The organism is Sphingobium xenophagum (assembly GCF_031457465.1).
GTDB classification, from domain to species: domain Bacteria; phylum Pseudomonadota; class Alphaproteobacteria; order Sphingomonadales; family Sphingomonadaceae; genus Sphingobium; species Sphingobium xenophagum_A.
Genome location: NZ_JAVDWV010000001.1, coordinates 209,661 through 229,237 on the forward strand (window position 1 = coordinate 209,661; position 19,577 = coordinate 229,237).

Genomic DNA, 19,577 nt, shown 5'->3' on the forward strand with positions numbered 1-19,577 from the left:
GCCATGACCAAGATACTCGCCTGTATCGACGCCTCGGCCTATGCGGCCAGCGTCTGCGACCTCGCCGCCTGGGCCTCCAAACGCCTCGACCTGCCGGTCGAACTGCTCCATGTCGTCCAGCGCCGCGATGCCGTGGCCCAGCGCCATGACCTGAGCGGCACGATCGGCCTGGGGGCCAAGAGCGAATTGCTGGAGGAATTGACCCGGCTGGAGGAGGCCGATTCCCGGCTCCAGATCGAACGCGGCCGGATATTGCTCGCCTCCATGGTGGACCGGCTGCGCGCCAACGGGGTCACCGCCATCGCCCCGTTGCACCGCCATGGCGGCATTGTCGAAACGATCATCGAGCGGGAAGAGGATGCCCGCGTCGTCGTCATCGGCAAGCGCGGCGCGAGCCATGAATTCGCCACCGACCATATCGGTTCGAAGATCGAGCGCGTCGTGCGCGCCAGCGCCAAGCCGGTGCTGATCGCCTCGCGCGCGGTCGAGGCGCCCCAATCCGTCGTCCTCGCCTATGACGGCAGCAAGCCCGCCGACCGGGCGCTGGAGCGGGTCGCCAACTCGCCTTTGTTCGCAGGGCTGCCGGTTCAGGTCGTGACGGTCGGCCCTGATGACGACAAGCATCACGCCATGCTCGACAAAGCGCGCATCGCTTTATCGGCCAGCCCATCCGTCACCGCGACGATCCTGCCCGGCAAACCGGAGGATGCCATCGCCGAGTTGATGAATGAAACGCCGCAAGCACTGCTGGTCATGGGCGCCTACGGCCACTCGCCGCTCCGCACCCTGATCGTCGGCAGCACCACCACCACGCTGATCCGCACCGTCCACGCACCAGTACTGCTGGTGCGATAAACTGCCCTTCGGCCTGATCTCACCCTCAAGGGATCAGGCCGCCTTCCCCTTCAGCGCCTTCTGCCGCCGCCGCTGCACCGACGATCCGATCCCCATCGCCTCGCGATATTTGGCGACGGTGCGGCGGGCTATGTCCATGCCGCGCGCGCGTAGCATCTCGACCAGCGTGTCGTCGGACAGGATCGCCTGCGGCTCTTCGGCCATGATCAGCGTCTTGATATGGCTCTTGACCGCTTCGGCCGAGACGGAGCCATCACCTTCCGCGTTCGACACGCCGCTGGTGAAGAAATATTTGAGTTCATATTGGCCGCGCGGGCAGGACAGATATTTGTTCGACGTTACCCGGCTGACCGTCGATTCATGCATTTTGATCGTGTCGGCGACGGTGCGCAGCGTCAGCGGCTTCAAATGCGCGACGCCCTTGCGGAAGAAATCCTCCTGACAGCGGACGATCTCGCTCGCGACCTTGATGATCGTCTTCTGCCGCTGGTCGAGCGCCTTGACGAGCCAATTGGCGCTGGCCAGGCAATCGGCGAGCCAGGCCTTGGCATTCTTGTCCTGCTTGCCGGTCGCCAGTTCGACATAATAGCTGCGGTTCACCAGCACACGGGGCAGGGTGGCGCTGTTGACCTCGATGCTCCATCCCTCGGCGGTCGGGCGCACGAACAGGTCGGGCGTGACCGGCGCGGCGCGGTCGCTGGAAAATTTAAGGCCAGGCTTGGGATCATAGCCGCGCAATTCGCGGATCATGTCCGCCATATCCTCCTCATCCACCCCGCAGATGCGGCGCAACTGCGGCAGCGCGCCCTTGGCCAGCAGGTCGAGATTGGCGAGCAGGCGGGCGATGCAGGGGTCGTAGCGGTCGGCTTCCTTGGCCTGCAGCGCCAGGCATTCGGCCAGCGACCGCGCGCCGATGCCGGTGGGGTCGAATGTGTGGATGACGCCGAGCACCCGTTCGACCTCGACCAGCGGCAGGCCCATCGTATGGGCCGTCTGCAACAGGTCCGCCTCCAGATAGCCGGCCTCGCTGATCTGGCCGATCAGTTGTGCGGCGACGATTAGGTCCACACCCGACAGCGCGGCGCGGGCCTGATCCATCAGATGTTCCTGCAGGCTGGCGCCCGGCGCGGCGAAACTGTCGAAATCCGGCGCTTCGTCGCCATAGCCGCCCGTCATCGCGTCCATGCCGCCGCCACCAGCGCCGAGCGCGCTCGCCATCCGGTCGCCGGGGCCATCGTCGATGAACGTATCCGCGCTATGATCGACGTCGAGCGGGCTGTCCGCGCCGCCTAGCCCCTGCGCGATCAGATCGTCACTCGCCCCGGTTTCGGCGGCCAGCGTCGGCCGCTCAAGCTCGCGGTCGATGCCGTCAGCGGGCGGCGGACCGTCATCGCCGCCCCCCGATTCGAGCAGCGGATTTTTCTCCAGCTCGCCCGCGACAAACGCCTCGATCTCCAGATTGGACAGCGCCAGCAGCTTGATCGCCTGCTGCAACTGCGGCGTCATGACGAGCGACTGGCTCTGCCGAATGTCGAGGCGTGGACCCAGCGCCATCAGGCAGCGCGCCTTGTGCTGGCGCACCGGCTCGCGCGCCCACCCGGACGCCCAGCCAGCATAGACTGTGGGAGGCCGGGTGGGGGTGCGGGCCGGTGCCGTAAAGAGAAAGTGCGCCCCCGCTTCATCTTACATCACAACGAGAAATTCTCGCCCAGATAGAGGCGGCGGACGTCGGCATTGGCGACCAACTCGGTCGGGCTGCCGGTAAACAGCACTTGCCCGTCATAAATGATGCAGGCGCGATCGACGATTTCCAGCGTCTCGCGGACATTATGGTCGGTGATCAGCACGCCGATGCCGCGCGTCTTCAACTGCTTCACCAGGTCGCGAATGTCGGCAATCGATAGCGGATCAATGCCCGCAAAGGGTTCGTCCAGCAGCACGATCGAGGGATTGGCAGCCAGCGCGCGGGCAATCTCGCACCGGCGGCGCTCGCCCCCCGACAGCGCCATCGCGGCCGAATCACGCAACCGGGTCAGTCCGAACTCGTCGAGCAACTGTTCCAGCCGCGCGGCGCGCGACGCCTTGTCCGGCTCCGCCATTTCCAGCACCGCGCTGATATTCTGAGCCACGGTCAGACCGCGAAAGATCGAGGTTTCCTGCGGCAGATAGCCAAGGCCCAGGATCGCGCGGCGATACATGGGCAGGCTGGTAATATCCTGCCCGTCCAGCAGCACGCGGCCGCGATCGGGGCGGACAAGGCCCATGACCGAATAGAAGCAGGTCGTCTTGCCCGCGCCATTGGGGCCGAGCAGGCCGACGACCTCGCCCTTGCCGACGGTCAGCGACACGTCCGACAACACGACGCGATTGTCGTAGCTTTTGGCGATCGAGATGACCGACAGCCCATCGCCCAGCTCGTGCGGGACGGGGGGGCGAGGGGCGGCGGGCCGTTCCTGGGTGGTGACGTCGTGCATAAGTCCATCCTTGCGGCCGGACGGCGAACCGCCCGCGCCAGTTGGCATCCTTTGTGCATGGGATCGCCGCCGGGGCAAGGGGAAAATGGCGCAATGGGGTGCGGCGTCAGTCCTCGAACAGCTTGAATTCGGCAAGACGGGTCGCCTTGCCGCGCGGCTGCGTCAGCAGGACGCGGACCCTGCTGGTGCGCAGCGCAGGCCATCGGACATCGGTGACGCCATTGGCGACGGGGCTGTCCTTTGGCGTCGCGATATCCTGCCAGCGCTCGGCGACCCAGGCTTGCAGGCGATAGCTCTGCGGCACGGCAAAGCGCGCGCCGTCAGCGAAGAAGGCCAGCTCGGCACGGCTCAGGTCGGTGGGCTGGCCAAAGTCGATTGCATACCATTGTTCCGTCGCGGCCGAGGCTGGCGATGGCACCGACGACCATCCATTGGGCAGTTCGGGGAAGAACCATGTCCGCCCGTCGATCGCGTCATGCACATTTTCGGGGTCGGTGTTGCTGGACGCCGATCCCTTGGGAAACTGGCTGCGGACGAGCTGCACGGCCCGGTTGATCGGCCGCGCGATCGGTGCGGTCGGCACGCGCGCCACCGGCACTTCCAGGCGACCCAGCGTCGCGCGGCGCGCAACCTCGCGGCCATCCACTTCGATCGACAGACCCTTGCCGCGCTTATAATGGCTGCCGTCGGCGTCCCATGTCACCGCGATCTTATGACCATGATAAGGCACGTCCTGCACGCGGAACCAGGCGAGCGATTGCGGATCGGCTGCGTCGGGCAGCAGCGGATTGACCTCCAGCACATCGTCAGCGCGAGGGCGGATGCCGACCAGCCCGGTCAGGATCAGGTCGTTGAAGCCCGAATGGAAATAATGATGACTGCGGTCCAGGCCGACGATCGGCTTGCCGGTTTCGGGATGATAATTCTCCTCCAGATCCAGGCGCTCATCTTTCCCGCTACCCTGATAATGGAGCGCGGCATATTGGCGCAGCAGGCGCATATAGTCGCTGCGGGTGATCGGGCCGCTATGGGTGCGATGGTCGAGGAGGTTGGCCATGGCGTGCAGCACCTGAGTCGTCTGATAGGGCCAGATCGGGCCGTTCCACTGGCATTCGGGGTCTGTGCCCAGATAGCGATATTGCCGCATATAATATTCGTAGCTGGCCTCGACCGTGCGCATGCCTGCCTTGCCCGCGAGCGACGCAGGGTCGAGCAGATGCGCCCAGGCAGCGGCATATTTGGCATCATCGGGGACGACATCGAACATCCAGGGCAAATAGCCGACCAGTTCGCGATTACGGATCGGCTCCCAATAGCTGACATGCTCATTTTTGCGCGATTGGTGACGGTCGATGAAATGGGTGAGCTTGTCGCTCCAAAGATCAGCCAGAATGCGTTTTTGCAGGGCGTCGGCACGGGCGCTATAATCGGCGGCCATTGCTTTGTCGCCGGTCAGCGTGGCCATCTTGGCCAGCGCGCGGGCGTTGGCAACCATATAGGCGTTGACCGAGGGGCGAAAGGCGTCGCCGCCACGAAAACCGTCTTTGCCACCCGATGCGTCGATCGACGACACGGTATATTCAGTGGCGTCTAACAGCGGCTCAACGAAGTAAAGCCCCTTGTCGAAATCGAACTGTACGTCCCACAGGCGATAGATATGGTTCATGACGGGCAAATGCCTGACCGCCCCGTCGCGATTGCCATCGACCAGATAGCGGCCCCAGACCGAGTCCGCCATATGGTCGGTAAAGTGGCGGTCATTGCCGCCGCTTTCATACATGAAATTGATATAATCGTCGGTAAAGCGCCGGTCGTTCAGCCAACGCCCTTCGCCGATGTGAAAGCCGCTCGCGTCGTTCAGGCTGGCATAGGGGTGGCGCTGCCAATCAACATCGTCGAAAAATTCGGTGGTGATATAGCCATCCTTGCCCAGATCGCGCTGATGCCCGCGATAGATTTGCCAGCGATAATAATAGACGGCGTCGAGCCTGGGGTCGGCGGATTCGAAATAGGGGATGCGGTCGCGATACCAAGCCGCATCATTGCCAAAGCGCTGGGTAGCAATGGCGGCCCTGTCCATTACGGGTGACGGCGACGCCGCACCCATGCCCAGCATTGCGGCCCCAGCCAGCAGCAGCATCCTCATCGCACGCATCGCATCCTCCCTGAAGTCGGAACAAAAATGGCGGCCGTTCCGGGGTGGAGAGAAACCCGGAACGACCGCCATATCATGGAGCGCAGCGAGGAGATGCTGCGCTCCACGGGCACTCAGTCAAATTTGAAGCGGACACCCAGCGCGAAGGTCCGGTCGATCAGCAGCGTGCTCGAATTAAACTGCTGCGGATTGCCGACATCGCCGAACTTGTAATAATTCTGCTGCTTCGCCTTGGTGATGTTCACCGCGTCGAAGGTGATGCCGATATCTTCGTTCAGGTTCAGCGTCAGCTGGAAGTCCAGGCTCTTTTCTGGCGCACGCCACATGCCGATCGGGTTGGCAAAGGCCCGCGCTTCATTGTTGTTCAGGAAGCCCTTGCGCCAGATGTAGGACAAACGCGCGCCGATCGGGCCTTTGTCATAGGCCAGCGTGGCGTTGTAGGACAGCTTCGACACGCCGAAGAAGGCGGACTTGGCCGTGCCGGTGATTTCACCTTCATTGTTGACGACCGGGATCGTCTGTTCGGAATCCAGGATCGTCGCGCTGCCGGTGAAGCCCAGGCCGTCAAGCACGGAGGGCAGGTAGGAGGGGAAGTAGGTCAGCCCCAATTCCAGACCCTTGAGCGTACCATTGGAGGCGTTCGCCGGACGGGTGATGTTGAAAAATTCGGTATAGGTTTCGTTGCGCGGCAGATAGTTGTTCGGAATGAACTCCCGCACGGTCAACGGCACGACCAGACCTTCGATCTTGCGGCGGAAGGCGGTCGCATAGATGGCGCTGTTGCGGTCGAAATACCATTCGATCGCCAGATCCATATTCTCCGACTTGGTCGCCCGCAAATTGGGGTTACCCGAAGACCCGGTGCCGAAACCGATGCGCGACAGATCGCCGCCCAGCGCCAGATTGGGGTTCAGGTCGCCGAAGGCCGGACGACGCAGCGTTTGGCCATAGTTGAACCGGATACGCAGATTGTCGGTGATGGCATAGCGCGCGGTAAAGGACGGCAGGAAATCGTCGGAACCGGTCGACACGCCGGTCCGGGCGAAATTCGCGCCCCGGTCGAAATATTCATAGTCGGTATCGATCGCGACATAACGTACGCCGCCCTGCAATTGCAGCGGACGCCCGAAAATCTCGACCTCGGCATCGGCCACGATATAGGCGGCGAGGTTGCTTTCCTCGATGCCGAACACGCGGCCAAAGCTCAGCTGGTCCGACAGCAACAGACCGGGTGCGACGGCACGATACAGGTTGCGGACGGCATCCCTGTCCATGCTGCGCGGATCGGCCAGCACCCAGCTGGTCGGAATGTTCGCGCGACCGTCGAAGAAGCCTTCGTTGGTGAAGGGGGTGCCTTCGCCAAAAGCATCGAGCGTGACGCCAAGCCCGCCTGCACCCTGATCGCGGACAAAGCTGCTGGCCTTGCGGCGGTCATAGCGCCAGCCCGCCTTGATGCGGCGCAGGAAGCCTTCGTTCCAACCATATTCGCCGTCCAACATCATCGTCAGCGCGCTACCGGTATTCTTGGTCCCGCTGTCGAAAAGGTTGCCGACGGTCCACTTGCTCGCATCGGTCAGGACGTCCTGATTGCCAAAGCTATAGGCGGGCAGGCCGCCCCCGGCGTTGAAATCGACATCGATGTCGAGCGGGCCGCGATCGGTACGGATGGCAAAGAAGCTCGTCTCGTTCTTGCTATCTTGATAGGCGATGTCGGCCGAAATCTTGCCGCGCTCACCCACATCCCACTTGGCGTTGAAGGCGTAGACATAGCTGTCGGTGCGGCTGGTCGCCCGGTCGCCGCTGTTGAAGCCCGCGACCGCGCCGGCCCGACGCGACTTGATGATGTTGGTGCCTTCGAACAGTTCGAAGCTGTTGGCCACGTCAGTAGGCAGGTTGCCCCACCAATCGACGAAGCTGAAGTTCAGGCTGTTGAACGTCTCGCCCTTGAACCCCGTATAGAACACTTCGGCGGTGTAGACCGAGCTGTCGTTCGGCGCCCATTGCAGCGCGGCGTTGATCGCCGTCCGATCGCGCTTGCCGTAGAGATCGGATGCGATGACGGCGTCACGGGCGAGATAATAGGGGGTTTCGACGCCATTGATGTTGAGCGTCGATCCGGGCGCAGTAGGCAGGCCCGCATCGAGACCAGGCGTCCAGTTTTCATTGGTGGCACCAGGGAAGATACGCTGCAGCGGCGTCAGGCCTGAACCCGCGGGCGGCGTTTCCGTGGCGAACGGCACCATGGCACCGGCCTGCAAATTCTGGTTGCGGAATTCGGCGCGGGTGTAGCTGCCGTTCACCAGGAAGCCGATGTCGCCGATGCCGGTTTCCCAGCGGTCGCTGACCAGCAGCGCGACATTGGGGTTCACCTTATCGGCGAGTTCCGAATAGACGCCACGCGCCAGGCCCGAAATCGTAAAGCCGTCAAAGTCGAGCGGGCGACGGGTCTGCACGTCGATCTGGCCCGCCAGGCCGGTTTCCAGCTGGTCGGCCGAACGGGTCTTGTAGACATCGACCTGCTTGACGAGGTTCGCTGAAATATCCTGCAACGCAAAGGACGTGCCGGCCGCGGTGAAGATGTTGCGGCCATTGAGCGTGGTCAGCGGATCGGTCAGGCCGCGAATGGTGATGGTCGCCGCTTCGCCGCCAGCGCGGTCGGTGACCTGGATACCGGTGACGCGCTGCAATGCTTCGACGACATTATTGTCGGGCAATTTGCCGACATCTTCCGACACGATCGAATCGACGATCTGAGTCGATTCCCGGCGGACGTTGAGCGCGCCGACGATCGAGGCGCGGACGCCGGTGACGACGATGTCCGCGACATCGTCTTCGGGCGCTGCCTGCGGCGTTGCGGGAGGGGTTTGAGCCTGGGCAGCGCCCGCCAGCATCAGCGCGAAGAGCGATGCGGAACCCATTACGATCGGCTTGAGGGCCATGTCAGATATCCTCCCTGGAGCTGGCCCTTGGCCATGCGTGAATTACTCGGACTAATTATTGCTCCGACAAATGAATCGCAAGCGGAAAATGCGGGCGTCACGACACGAATGGTCGGCGCTAGTTACATTATTGCCACAGGCCTACAGTGAAAGGGGAACGGCCGCATATCGGAAGGGGGCCAGACAAGCCTAGGGGCCAGTTTCCTGCTGGAAACCGGCCCCTGTCGCCGTCTATTTGTCAGACATATTATGGAATGTCAGTCGGCACGCCAGTATGCCGTAGCGTCCCGGCTCGGCACCAGCCGCAGCTGATCGCCCACGGTGCCGATCGCCTTGCCCGGCGCGGAGATGGCAACGAAGCGTAGCGCGTCGCGCCCCTTCTCCTCGAAGCGGACGAACTGGCTGCGCAGCGCGAAGTCCGCGCTCTTGCTGTCCTTTTCCAGGCTGATCGACCCATCCTTGGCCGCGACCAGATAATGATCGGGCATCAATATGGGGGACAGCATGATGCTCTTGGCCCCGGCACGGCCGGGCGACTGGCGGAACTGCGTCTGGGGCAGGGCCGGGTTGCCCGCGACCAGGCGGGTGCCGTCATGCGCCATCAGCCGCTTGGGGTCGGCCGCCGCGATGAACCGTTCGGGCAGCGGGCCATTGCCCACCGGCACCCCGAAATCGGGCGTGCCATCGGCGGTATAATAGAGCCGCTGCACACGGGTATGGCGGTCGGGATTCAGCAGCGGGTCGCCCTGGATCGTCTCATAGTCGCGCCCGTGATAGACGAGGATGTCCCGGCCCTTCTCGTCCACGGTGAAGCTGTTATGGCCCGTCCCATAGACGCTGGTGGCGGTATTGGTGACGAACACCGGCTGCGGCGATTTGACCCAGCTCTTGGCGTCCAGCAGGTCGGCATTCTCGTCCGCCGTCAACAGCCCCAGGCAATAGCGCGCATCGGTCGCGCTCGCCGAATAGGTCATGAACAGGCGACCGTTGCGCTGCAGGATAGCGGGCGCTTCGGCGACCTTGTAGCCGCGTATTTCCCAATCCAGCGTCGGCACAGCGATCCGCGTCGCCTTGCCCAGCTTGAGCGCCGATTCCAGCTTGGCGATGTACAGGTTGCTGTTCGTTTCGATGCCCGGCTCGCGCTGCGCCCACACCATATAGCGCGTGCCCTTATGCGTGAAGATGGTCGAATCGAGGTTGAAACTGTCCCAGGGCGTCTGCAATTCGCCCAGCACGCTCCACTTGCCCGTCATCGGATCGGGGCCGTCGCACACCACCGCATAGGAGCGGATGCGGAACACATCCTCGCCGCCGCCGCTCGGACCAGCGGCGAAATAGACGACCCACTTGCCATCGACCATATGCAGTTCGGGTGCCCACAGGAACCCCGACATCGGGCCACTTTTTTCATGCCGCCACAGCACCACTTCGGTCGCGGTGGCGAGGCCCGCGATCGTCTTCGACCGGCGCAGCACCAGCCGGTCATATTCGGGGACCGACCCGGTCATATAATAATAGCCATCATCATGGCGGAAGATCTGCGCGTCGGCGCGCTGCTTGATCAGCGGGTTGACCGGCACGGGGCCGGCCGCGGTCGGCGCGACGGGTATCGCGCCCAGCTTGCCGCAGGCAGCCGGCAATATCGCGGCACCGGCCAGGAAGAGACGGCGATTGATGTCGTTCATAGGGTCGTTTCCTCAATAATCTGCGACGGGCCAGCCGTCCGCGCCCCAGCGCACCGGCGCGATGCGCAGGGTGGGGGCACCGTCGGCTTGCTTGTCATAGGCGTGGTAGACGATATAATCTTTGCCGTCCTTGTCATGTAGCCACCCGGCATGGCCGGGGCCACGGAAACGCTGCTGCTCCTGCAAATCCGCGCGCAGGAAGATGGTGCCGCCACCCTCCATCATCGCACTGCCATCCTTGCCGAGATAAGGGCCGGTAATGTCCTAGGACCGGCCGATCACGGTATAATAGGTGCTGTTCACGCCCTTGCAGCAATAGTCATAGGACGCCATCAGCCAATAATAGCCGCCATGATCGACGATAAAGGGCGCTTCGACCGGGGCAGGGCCGCCAGCCGGGGCCGCGCGGCGCGCGATGGAGATGGGCTTGGCCTTCGCATCCTTGGGCTTGCCGCTCTTGGGGTCCAGCTCGAACAATTTGAGGCCGGTCCAGAAGCTGCCGAGCGAAAGCCAGTGGCGGCCTTCGCGGTCGATGATGAAATTGGGGTCGATGGCATTATAGTCATCGTCCTTGGTGGACATCACGACCATGCCTTCGTCGCGCCATTTGAAGTCCGGCGACTTGGGGTCGAGCGTCGGACTGGTGGCCAGGCCGATCGCCGAGCGGTTCGATCCGAAGGTCGAGACGGAGTAATAGAGCCGATAGCGGCCATCCACGAAACTGATGTCGGGCGCCCACATGCCATCGCTGCCGGGGATCGCCTGCTTCGCCCAATCGGGCAGCGCGGTGAACACCGGCGGCCCTGCCGTCCAGCGCACAAGGTCGGGCGAGGTGCGCGTTTCGATCAGCCGCTGACCATGGCCGGTGCCAAACACATGATAGACGTCCCCCTGCCGGATGATCACCGGATCATGGGTAGGCGCGAGGTCGCCGGTCAGGCGGCTGTTGAGTGTCGGCACGCTTGGTTGGGTAGCGGTGGGCTGCGCGGTGGCCACCGTGGAAACGCCAAGCAGGGCAAGGCAGGTCAGCGGGATCAACTTCAACAATATCTGTCCTTTTCCAAGATAGGGTCTGGCGCGAAATCCCAACCCCTTGGTCCGTTCGCCCTGAGCCTGTCGAAGGGCCTTACTTCTATGAAGAAAGTGCAGGGCTTCGACAGGCTCAGCCTGAACGGCTCAGAAAGTCAGGTGTGTGGCTTCCGCTTTATTGCAGGTCGAGCACCACCACCGACATCGGCGGCAAGGTGACGGTCAGCGTGCCGCCATTCACCTGCGCGCCGGTGAAGGCGGCGGGCTTGACGGTTTCGGGTGCGTCGAACGTGTTGTGCGCGTTCATCGCGCCAGCGGTCAGGACGCGGCCCGATACCGTTCCGGCGGTCAGGCCATCGAGCTTGACGGTCACCGTGTTGGGCTGGGTCGGGTCGAGGTTGGACAGGCCGACATGGACCTTGCCATCCTTGCCCCGCACGGCCGAACCGCTGACCGCGGGCATCACGAACTGGTCCTTATTATACCAGGGCGCGTCGATGCTGATCGGCAGGACCGTGGCATCCTGCCATGGCTTGTACATTTCGAACACATGATAGGTGGGGGTCAGCACCATCTTCTTGCCGTCGGTCAGGATCATCGCCTGCAGGACGTTCACCATTTGGGCGATGGCGCTCATCTTCACCCGGTCGGCATGTTTGGCGAAGATGTCGAGATGGATGGACGCGACCAGCGCATCGCGCAGCGTATTCTGCTGACGCAGGAAGCCGGGATGGGTGCCCGGATCTTGCGCATACCAGGTGCCCCATTCGTCCACCGCCAGGAAGACGCGCTTCTTGGGATCATATTTGTCCATGATGGCGGTGTGCTTGGTGATCAGCTCGTCCATATGGACGGCCTTGGCCAGCGTGTCGGCCCACAAAGTCTCGTCGAAATTCACCGGGTCCGCCTTGGGCGGCCAGCCACCCTGGGGCAGGGTGTAATAATGGAGCGAAACGGCGTCGAGCTGATCGCCCGCCTCCCGCATCATCACCTCGGTCCAGTTATAATCATCGACATTGGCACCCGCCGCGATCTTGAGGATCTTGGTGCCGGCAGGCGCCTTGATGAAGGTGGCATAGCGGCGCGTCACGTCGGCGGCATATTCGGCGCGCATATTGCCGCCACAGCCCCACAGCTCGTTGCCGATGCCGAAATAGGGAACCGCCCAGGGTTCCTTATGCCCGTTCTTGGCGCGCTCGTCGGCCAAGGTGCCGGCGGGCGAGGTCATATATTCGACCCATTCGCCCATTTCCTGCGGGCTGCCATTGCCGACATTGCCCGCGACATAGGCCTCCGCGCCGATCTGGCGGATCAGTTCGAAAAATTCATGGGTGCCGACCGTATTGGGTTCGGTCACGCCGCCCCAATGGGTGTTGATCTTGACCGGGCGCTTGGCCTTCCCGCCAATGCCTTCCCGCCAATGATATTCATCGGCAAAGCAACCGCCCGGCCAGCGCACGACGGGCACCGACAGGTTCTTGAGCGCCGAGATCACATCGTTGCGGAAGCCGTTGGTGTTGGGGATCGACTTGTCGTTGCCGACCCACAGCCCGCCATAAATGCCATTGCCCAGATGTTCGGCGAACTGGGTGAAGATGCGCTTGTCATAGACCGGGCCGGGCTGCGCCGCATTGATCGTCGCGGTGGTCGGCTTGTCGTTGATGTCGGCCAGCGCACTGGTCGTCAGGGCACTGGCGCAAAGCAGCAGTGCGGCGGTGGTACGGCGCAGGGTTTTTATCATGTCGTCCTCTCCCATGTGGAAATCAGTCGTGAAAAGCGTCGGTCGGTTCGCGGCGGCCGCGCAGGAAGGCGTCGGCGACCAGGCGCAACGGGCTGGTATCGACATCGCTGCGCCCACCCCGGATCAGTGTGGCGAACCGGCTGTAGAGCCCTGGATATTCGACATCCTCGCCATGTTCGGTGCCGCTGGGCAGCGTCAGCACCGCGCCGCCATGCGCCAGTTTCAGCGTACCCGCATCGGTGTCGATGATGATGTCCCAGCTTTGCGGCCCGGTCTGCCGCCAGTCGAGATCCATGTGGATCGGCGCCCCACCGGTATCGCGGAAATGCAGGTCTGCCGCGATCGGCGCAGCGCGATTTTCCGGCAGCACCAATGTCGCCTCTTTCAGGAAGAAGGGGCGCGGCAGGATATGGGTGACGATCGAAAGCGCATTGATCCCCGGATCGAACACGCCAAGCCCGCCCGGCTGCCAGATCCACGCCTGACCCGGATGCCACACGCGCACATCCTCGCGCCAGACGATCGACACTTTCTCGATCCGGCGTTCGGCCAGCCAGGCGCGGGCAGGGGCGACCCCGGCGGCAAAGCGGCTGTGCCAGGCGGCGAACAGGGTCGCATCGACCTTGTCGGCCTGGGCTTTCAGCGCCTCGACCTCGGCCAGCGTCGCGCCGGGCGGCTTTTCCAGAAAGACGTGGATGCCTTTGGCCAAGGCTTGCGCCGCCAGATCATAACGGACCTGCGGCGGCGTGCAGAGCGCCACCGCGTCGACCGCCGGACCCTCGGCCAGCAGCGCGTCGAGGCTGGCCAGATGCGGCACCCCCGTCAGCCCGGCATCATGCGGACTGACGGTCGCGGCCAGGCTGAACGCGCTATTGCCGCGGATTGCCGGGACATGCTGGTCGCGCGCGATCTTGCCGATGCCGATGATCGCGATACGGATCGGGTCCATCGCTTCAGAGCGCCTTGACGGCCACTTCCTGCGGCGCGGCGCGCGTCAGCACATTGCGCACCGGCAGGGTGAAGGGTGCGGCGAGAATTTCGAACACATCGCCTTCTTGGGCTGCGATGCCGTCGCTGAACGATAGGGTCGCGGTGCCAAAGAAATGGACATGGACGTCGCCCGCGCGACGGAACAGGTCGTATTTGAAATGATGATGTTCCAGGTTCGCGAAGCTGTGCGACATATTGCCTTCGCCCGACAGGAACGGCTTTTCCCAGATTGTCGCGCCATCGCGCAGGATACGGCTCGAACCCTCGATATGTTCCGGCGGCTCGCCGACCAGCAGTTCGGGGCCAAGCGCGGCCTGGCGCAGCTTGGAGTGGGCCAGCCACAGATAATTGTGTCGCTCGGTCACATGGTCGGAAAACTCGTTGGCGAGCGCGAGACCCAGCCGATACGGCGTGCCATCCTCGCCAATGATGTAGATGCCTGCCAGTTCCGGCTCCTCGCCGCCATCCTTGGCAAAGGCAGGCATGGTCAGCGGATCGGTCGGGCCGACCAACTGCGACCCGTCGCCCTTGTAGAACCATTCAGGCTGCTGGCCCGTCTCGCCGGGGGCAGGCTTGCCGCCTTCCAGGCCTTCCAGGAACATGCGCATCGAATCGGTCTGCTTTTCGACCGCAGCCGCCTCGCGGTGCATCTTGTCGCGACCCTCGGCGGAACCAAGATGGGTCAGGCCGGTGCCGGTCAGCAGGATATGCGCGTCATCGTCATGGTCGATCGGCGCGAGCAGGCGACCCGCTTCGAACTCGGCGGCAATGTCCACCGCGTTGCCCTTGGGCGCGGCGGCCACGGCGGCGGTCAGGCTGATGCCCTGCGCGATGGCATGGAGCGCCAGGGCGCGGATCGAGGTGAAGCCGACCACGAAGGCCGCGCTGTCGCCTTGCGCGGCGATAACGCCCCGTTCGCCGCTTTGGGCACGGTGCTGCAACAGGCGCAATGTCATGAAAATCTCTCCTCCCGCGCGCCACTGACGGCGCTGAACGCTTGCCGAAGACACGCCATTGCCCACCTCGACCAAAGCCGGGGGGGCAGTGAATCTCCGAATTACTCCGACATATTACAGGAAGATGGTAATGGCAATGCTTGTATTCTAGACGGAGTTGTGCCTGATAGTTGGCGGGCGAGAGGAGCAGGAATGGCGAAGGAAGATCCGTCTTTGCGCGGGGATGAGGCGGAGACGGGCGCATCGGCGAAGATCGCGCGTGGCCCCGGCAGGCGGCTGCACGGCGCGATCGCGCATAAGCTCGGCACGGCCATCTTGTCCGGCCAATATGCCCCCGGCGATGTTCTGTCCGGCGAAGTCGCCTTTGCCGAAGAACTGGAAGTCTCGCGCAGCGCCTATCGCGAAGCGATCCAGGTGCTGACCGCCAAGGGGCTGGTGGAAAGCCGCCCCAAGGCCGGCACGCGGGTCTTGCCGCGCACCCGCTGGAACCTGCTTGATCCCGAAGTCCTCGCCTGGGCCTTTGCCGGGGAACCGGATATTCAGTTCGTGCGCGACCTGTTCGAACTGCGCGCCATCGTCGAACCGGCGGCGGCCCGGCTCGCGGCACAGCGGCGCGACAAGGAAGATCTGCGGCTGATGAAGGAAGCGCTCGCCGCGATGCGCCGCCACACGCTGGCCACCGAACTGGGCCGCGCGGCCGACCGCGATTTCCACAATGCCATCCTGAACGCGACCCGCAACGACGCGCTGCAAGTGCTGTCCGCCAGCATCGGCGCGGCGGTCAACTGGACCACCCAATATAAGCAACGCGCCCGCGCCCTGCCGCGTAACCCCATCCCCGACCATGTCCGCGTCTATGACGCGATCGCCGCCGGCGACCCGGCGGCTGCGTCGGAAGCAATGGGTGCGCTGGTCGACCTGGCACTAGAAGACACAGCCAGCGCGATGGAACGCTAAAAATCCTCCCCCGGCGGGGGAGGGGGACCGTTCGCGAAGCGAATGGTGGAGGGGTGTCACCCTATCGAGAGCGTAACACCCCTCCGTCAGCACTTCGTGCTGCCACCTCCCCTGCCAGGGGAGGATTTCATACAAATAAAAAAGGCCGGAGCGGACATACCGCTCCGGCCTTTTCACCGTCCCATGTGCGACCCTTGGGCTTTATTCCGCCGCGACCTGTTGATCGGGCAGGGCGTTCGTCACCTTCGACCCCCACAGCGCGTAGAACAGGATATATAGCTCGCATGCGGCGGTCAGCAGGAACGACCATTGCAGGCCATATTCGTCCGCAAGCCAGCCCTGCACCACCACCAGCGCGCCACCGGCGATCGCCATGATCAGCAGGCCCGAACCCTCTTCGGTCAACGGCCCCAGGCCCTTGATGCCCAGCGTGAAGATGGTCGGGAACATGATCGAGTGGAACAGGCCAACGAGAATCAGCGCCCACATTGCGATAGGCCCCGTAGTGAACACGGTGACCAACATGACGATGAACGCGCCGATCGAGAAGGCCGCCAGCACATGGCCCGCATCGAACTTCTGCATGATCGCCGCGCCAGCGAAGCGGCCGACCATCATACCCGCCCACAGGAAGGTCAGATAGCGCCCGGCCTGTTCATGGGTCAGGTTGGCGATGTCGGGCTGGCTGACGAAATTGATGAACAGGTTGGCGACGCCGATTTCCGCGATCAGATAGATGAAGATCGCGGGAATGCCCCACACCAGATTGCGGTGGTTCCAGAGCGAATGTTTCTTGCGCTCTTCCTTGCTGTGACGCGACGTCGCATTGCCCATGGCGGGCAGGGGGAAGCGGGCGATGATCACCGCCAGCACCACCAATATGACGGCGACGATGATATAGGGCAGGATCACCGACTGCGCATCGGCCAGCCGTTCGGCCTGCGTCAGCACCGTGCCCGTCTCGGACGTGCCACCCTTGGACCGGCCCAGGATCAGATAGGCCCCGAACAGCGGCGCGAGCATCGTGCCCGCCGAGTTCATCGCCTGCACCAGATTGAGGCGCGAGGATGCGGTTTCGGGCTTGCCGACGACCGCGACATAGGGGTTGGCCGCGACCTGCAGCAGCGTGATGCCGCTCGCGATCACGAACAGCATCAGCAACGTGACGCCATAGGAGGGGATCGACGCCGCCAGCGTCATGCCGAGCGCGCCCGCCGCCATGATGAGCAGCCCCACCACCAGCGATTTCTGATAACCGACCCGCTCGATCAGCTTGGCCGACGGGATCGACGCGACGAAATAGGCGATGAACCACACCGATTCGATCAGCGTCGTCTGTGTGTAGCTTAGGTCAAACACGCTGCGCAGATGCGGCAGCAGCGTGTTGTTGATGACGGTGATAAAGCCCCACATGAAGAAGAGGCTGGCGAGCAGGCCCAGCGCCGGGCCATAGCGCGTTGCGGGATTATGCGTCGCGGTGACGCCCGCGCCTGATGTTACGGGTCCTGCCATCCATCCTTCTCCACTGCATTTCCGGGGACGGGCCACCCGGATAGGGGTTGCGCCCGCTTATTTTGTCGGAGTATATTCCCCGAAACCGCGCGTCAATGGGCGGTCGGTATCGGGAGGAAGTCCATGCAAAAGGTCATCATCAAAACAACGCTGTCATACGCATTGGCCATGGCGCTGACAAGCACGGCGGCACTCGCCGCCGACGCCAGCCGCGCGCCCGCAGGCACGCTGGCGGACGGTACGGCGGTGGAAACGATCACGCTGACCAACGGCGCGGGCGTATCGGCCAAGATCCTGACCTATGGCGCGACGCTTCAGTCGCTGTCGGGGCCGGACAAGGATGGCAAGATCGCCGACGTGCTGCTCGGCTATGATGACCTCAAAGGCTATGTCGATCATCCCAATTATTTCGGCGTGACCGTGGGCCGCTATGCCAATCGCATCGCGGGCGGCACCTTCAAGCTGGGCGACACCAGCTATCAGCTTCCGCTCAACGACAAGACCAATTCGCTGCATGGCGGCGACAAGGGCTTCGACAAGCTGCCCTGGAAGGTCGTGTCGGTAAAGAGCGGCCCGACCGCCACCGTGGTTCTCTCGCTCGTCAGCGCCGATGGCGATTCGGGCTATCCCGGCAAGCTCGACACGACCGTCACCTACACGCTCGACGAAGCGGGTAATCTGGGCATCGTCTTCGCCGCCAAGACCGACAAGCCGACCATCGTCAATATGACCAACCACGCGATCTTCAACCTTGCGGGTGAAGGATCGCCCGATGGCGCGCTGGGTCACATGCTGACGATTCCGGCCAAGGCCTATACGCCGGTGGATGAAAAGCTGATTCCGACCGGCGAATTGAAGCCGGTGGACGGAGGCGTGTTCGATTTCCGCGCGCCCCGCCGCGTCGCCGATGGCATTCGCGACGGGCGCGACCAGCAGATCGTCTATGGCCGCGGCTATGACCATAATTGGGCGCTGGACAAGGGCGCGACCAAGGCACCCGAACTGGCGGCGCGGCTGGAAGATCCCGTGTCGGGCCGGGTGCTCGAAGTGCTGACCACGGAACCCGGCGTGCAATTCTATGCCGGCAATTTCCTCGACGGCACGCTGGTCGGCAAGGGCGGCCATCTCTACCGCATGGGCGACGGCATCGCGTTGGAGCCGCAGAAATTCCCCGACGCGCCCAACAAGCCCGCCTTCCTGTCGGCGCGGGTCGATCCCGACAAGCCCTATCGCCATGCGATGGTTTATCGGCTGTCGGTCAAGCGCTGATGACGGCCTGGCGTCTGATCGAACGCGACGTTGCCGATACGCTGGGCGAAGGCACGCTCTGGTCGGCGCGCGATAATGCGGTCTATTGGGTCGACATATTGGCCCCGGCGCTCAACCGGCTGTCCCTTGCGGACGGCACGGTCGAGCGCTGGGCCATGCCCGAACCGCTCGGCTGGGTGGTGGAACGCGAAGGGGGCGGCTTTGTCGGCGGCTTCCAGAGCGGCTTTGCAGATATTAGCCTCGATCCACTGACGATCACGCCCTTCGGCGACCCCGAACCACATTTCCCCGGCAACCGCATGAACGATGGCAAGGCAGATGCGCAGGGGCATATCTGGTGCGGCACCATGGACATGGCCGAGGACCATGATCGCGGTTCGCTCTACCGGCTTGCGCCCGACCGGAGCTGGCGCGTGATCGACGCCGACTATCGCGTGCCAAACGGCCCGGCCTTTTCGCCCTGTGGCCGCTGGCTCTATCATAGCGATACCGCCAAGCGGCAAATGTACCGCTTTGCGCGAACGGACGAAGGCGCGACCGATCGCCAGCCCTTTATCCGCTTTGCCGAGGAAGATGGCTATCCCGACGGGATGACCGTGGATGCGGACGGCCATATCTGGGTTGCCCATTGGGGCGGCGGGCGGGTCAGCCGCTTCACTCCCGACGGCGTGCTGGACCGCGCGATCGCGCTGCCCGCGCGGCAGGTGACCAACATCTGTTTTGGCGGGGCCAACCTCGATCGCATGTTCGTCAGTTCGGCAACGGTCGGGCTGGACGATGCCACGCCGCACGACGGCGGCTTCTTCGAAGTCGATTGCGGCGTGCGCGGCCTGCCGACCCACCAATATGCAGGCTGACGCCTAAAGGGGGCGCGCAAAGGGGCTTGCGGCCCGGCGCGGAATCTGTTTTATGGCGCGAGACAGCGTTGTCATACCTCTCCAAAGTGAGGCAGCGCTGCAATCCCGGACGGCCCGCTACGGCGAACTGCACGCGCCATGGGTCGTCCGGGACGATT

Annotated in this window: 13 protein-coding genes and 1 pseudogene; 4 read left to right on the forward strand and 10 right to left on the reverse strand. The window is 63.6% G+C overall.

The genetic code is table 11. The features are described from left to right. Positions 1-3: 3 nt before the first annotated feature. Complete coding sequence (locus tag J2W40_RS01020; RefSeq protein ID WP_310221243.1) at positions 4-855, forward strand: universal stress protein; 852 nt, start codon at positions 4-6, stop codon at positions 853-855. Between the two features lie 33 nt (positions 856-888). Here the strand turns inward: J2W40_RS01020 and rpoN are convergent, their stop codons facing one another. The 9 genes and pseudogenes from rpoN to araD1 form a co-directional block, all read right to left on the reverse strand. Continuing rightward, complete coding sequence (gene rpoN, locus J2W40_RS01025; protein WP_310221245.1) at positions 889-2,409, reverse strand: RNA polymerase factor sigma-54; 1,521 nt, start codon at positions 2,407-2,409, stop codon at positions 889-891. A gap of 134 nt (positions 2,410-2,543) precedes the next feature. Next, a complete protein-coding gene (gene lptB / locus J2W40_RS01030) occupies positions 2,544-3,329 on the reverse strand; it encodes an LPS export ABC transporter ATP-binding protein (protein WP_043154571.1) in 786 nt (261 codons plus the stop codon). Between the two features lie 106 nt (positions 3,330-3,435). Next, complete coding sequence (locus J2W40_RS01035) at positions 3,436-5,484, reverse strand: MGH1-like glycoside hydrolase domain-containing protein (protein ID WP_310221249.1); 2,049 nt, start codon at positions 5,482-5,484, stop codon at positions 3,436-3,438. 113 nt (positions 5,485-5,597) lie between these two features. Then, positions 5,598-8,423 (reverse strand): TonB-dependent receptor, encoded by a 2,826-nt coding sequence (locus J2W40_RS01040; RefSeq protein WP_310221251.1) that lies wholly within the window; start codon positions 8,421-8,423, stop codon positions 5,598-5,600. 257 nt (positions 8,424-8,680) lie between these two features. Continuing rightward, complete coding sequence (locus J2W40_RS01045) at positions 8,681-10,108, reverse strand: family 43 glycosylhydrolase (protein ID WP_310221253.1); 1,428 nt, start codon at positions 10,106-10,108, stop codon at positions 8,681-8,683. Between the two features lie 12 nt (positions 10,109-10,120). Continuing rightward, positions 10,121-11,122, reverse strand: a pseudogene (locus J2W40_RS01050) (arabinan endo-1,5-alpha-L-arabinosidase). A gap of 190 nt (positions 11,123-11,312) precedes the next feature. Further along, positions 11,313-12,878: an alpha-N-arabinofuranosidase gene (locus tag J2W40_RS01055; protein ID WP_310221255.1), complete on the reverse strand. Its 1,566-nt coding sequence runs from the start codon at positions 12,876-12,878 to the stop codon at positions 11,313-11,315. A 22-nt stretch (positions 12,879-12,900) separates the two neighbouring features. Then, positions 12,901-13,827: a Gfo/Idh/MocA family protein gene (locus J2W40_RS01060; protein WP_310221257.1), complete on the reverse strand. Its 927-nt coding sequence runs from the start codon at positions 13,825-13,827 to the stop codon at positions 12,901-12,903. Between the two features lie 4 nt (positions 13,828-13,831). Further along, positions 13,832-14,824 (reverse strand): AraD1 family protein, encoded by a 993-nt coding sequence (araD1, locus tag J2W40_RS01065; protein ID WP_310221259.1) that lies wholly within the window; start codon positions 14,822-14,824, stop codon positions 13,832-13,834. Between the two features lie 192 nt (positions 14,825-15,016). Here araD1 and J2W40_RS01070 point away from each other — a divergent pair, with 192 nt between their 5' ends. Then, positions 15,017-15,781 (forward strand): FadR/GntR family transcriptional regulator, encoded by a 765-nt coding sequence (locus tag J2W40_RS01070; protein WP_310221261.1) that lies wholly within the window; start codon positions 15,017-15,019, stop codon positions 15,779-15,781. Positions 15,782-15,982: 201 nt separating this feature from the next. Here the strand turns inward: J2W40_RS01070 and J2W40_RS01075 are convergent, their stop codons facing one another. After that, positions 15,983-17,293 (reverse strand): sugar MFS transporter, encoded by a 1,311-nt coding sequence (locus tag J2W40_RS01075; RefSeq protein ID WP_310221263.1) that lies wholly within the window; start codon positions 17,291-17,293, stop codon positions 15,983-15,985. Positions 17,294-17,416: 123 nt separating this feature from the next. Here J2W40_RS01075 and J2W40_RS01080 point away from each other — a divergent pair, with 123 nt between their 5' ends. After that, positions 17,417-18,562 (forward strand): aldose epimerase family protein, encoded by a 1,146-nt coding sequence (locus J2W40_RS01080; protein WP_310221265.1) that lies wholly within the window; start codon positions 17,417-17,419, stop codon positions 18,560-18,562. Further along, entirely contained in the window at positions 18,562-19,419 is an 858-nt protein-coding gene (locus J2W40_RS01085; protein WP_310221267.1) for an SMP-30/gluconolactonase/LRE family protein, read from the forward strand. The genes J2W40_RS01080 and J2W40_RS01085 overlap by 1 nt, the downstream gene beginning before the upstream one ends. Positions 19,420-19,577 lie beyond the last annotated feature (158 nt).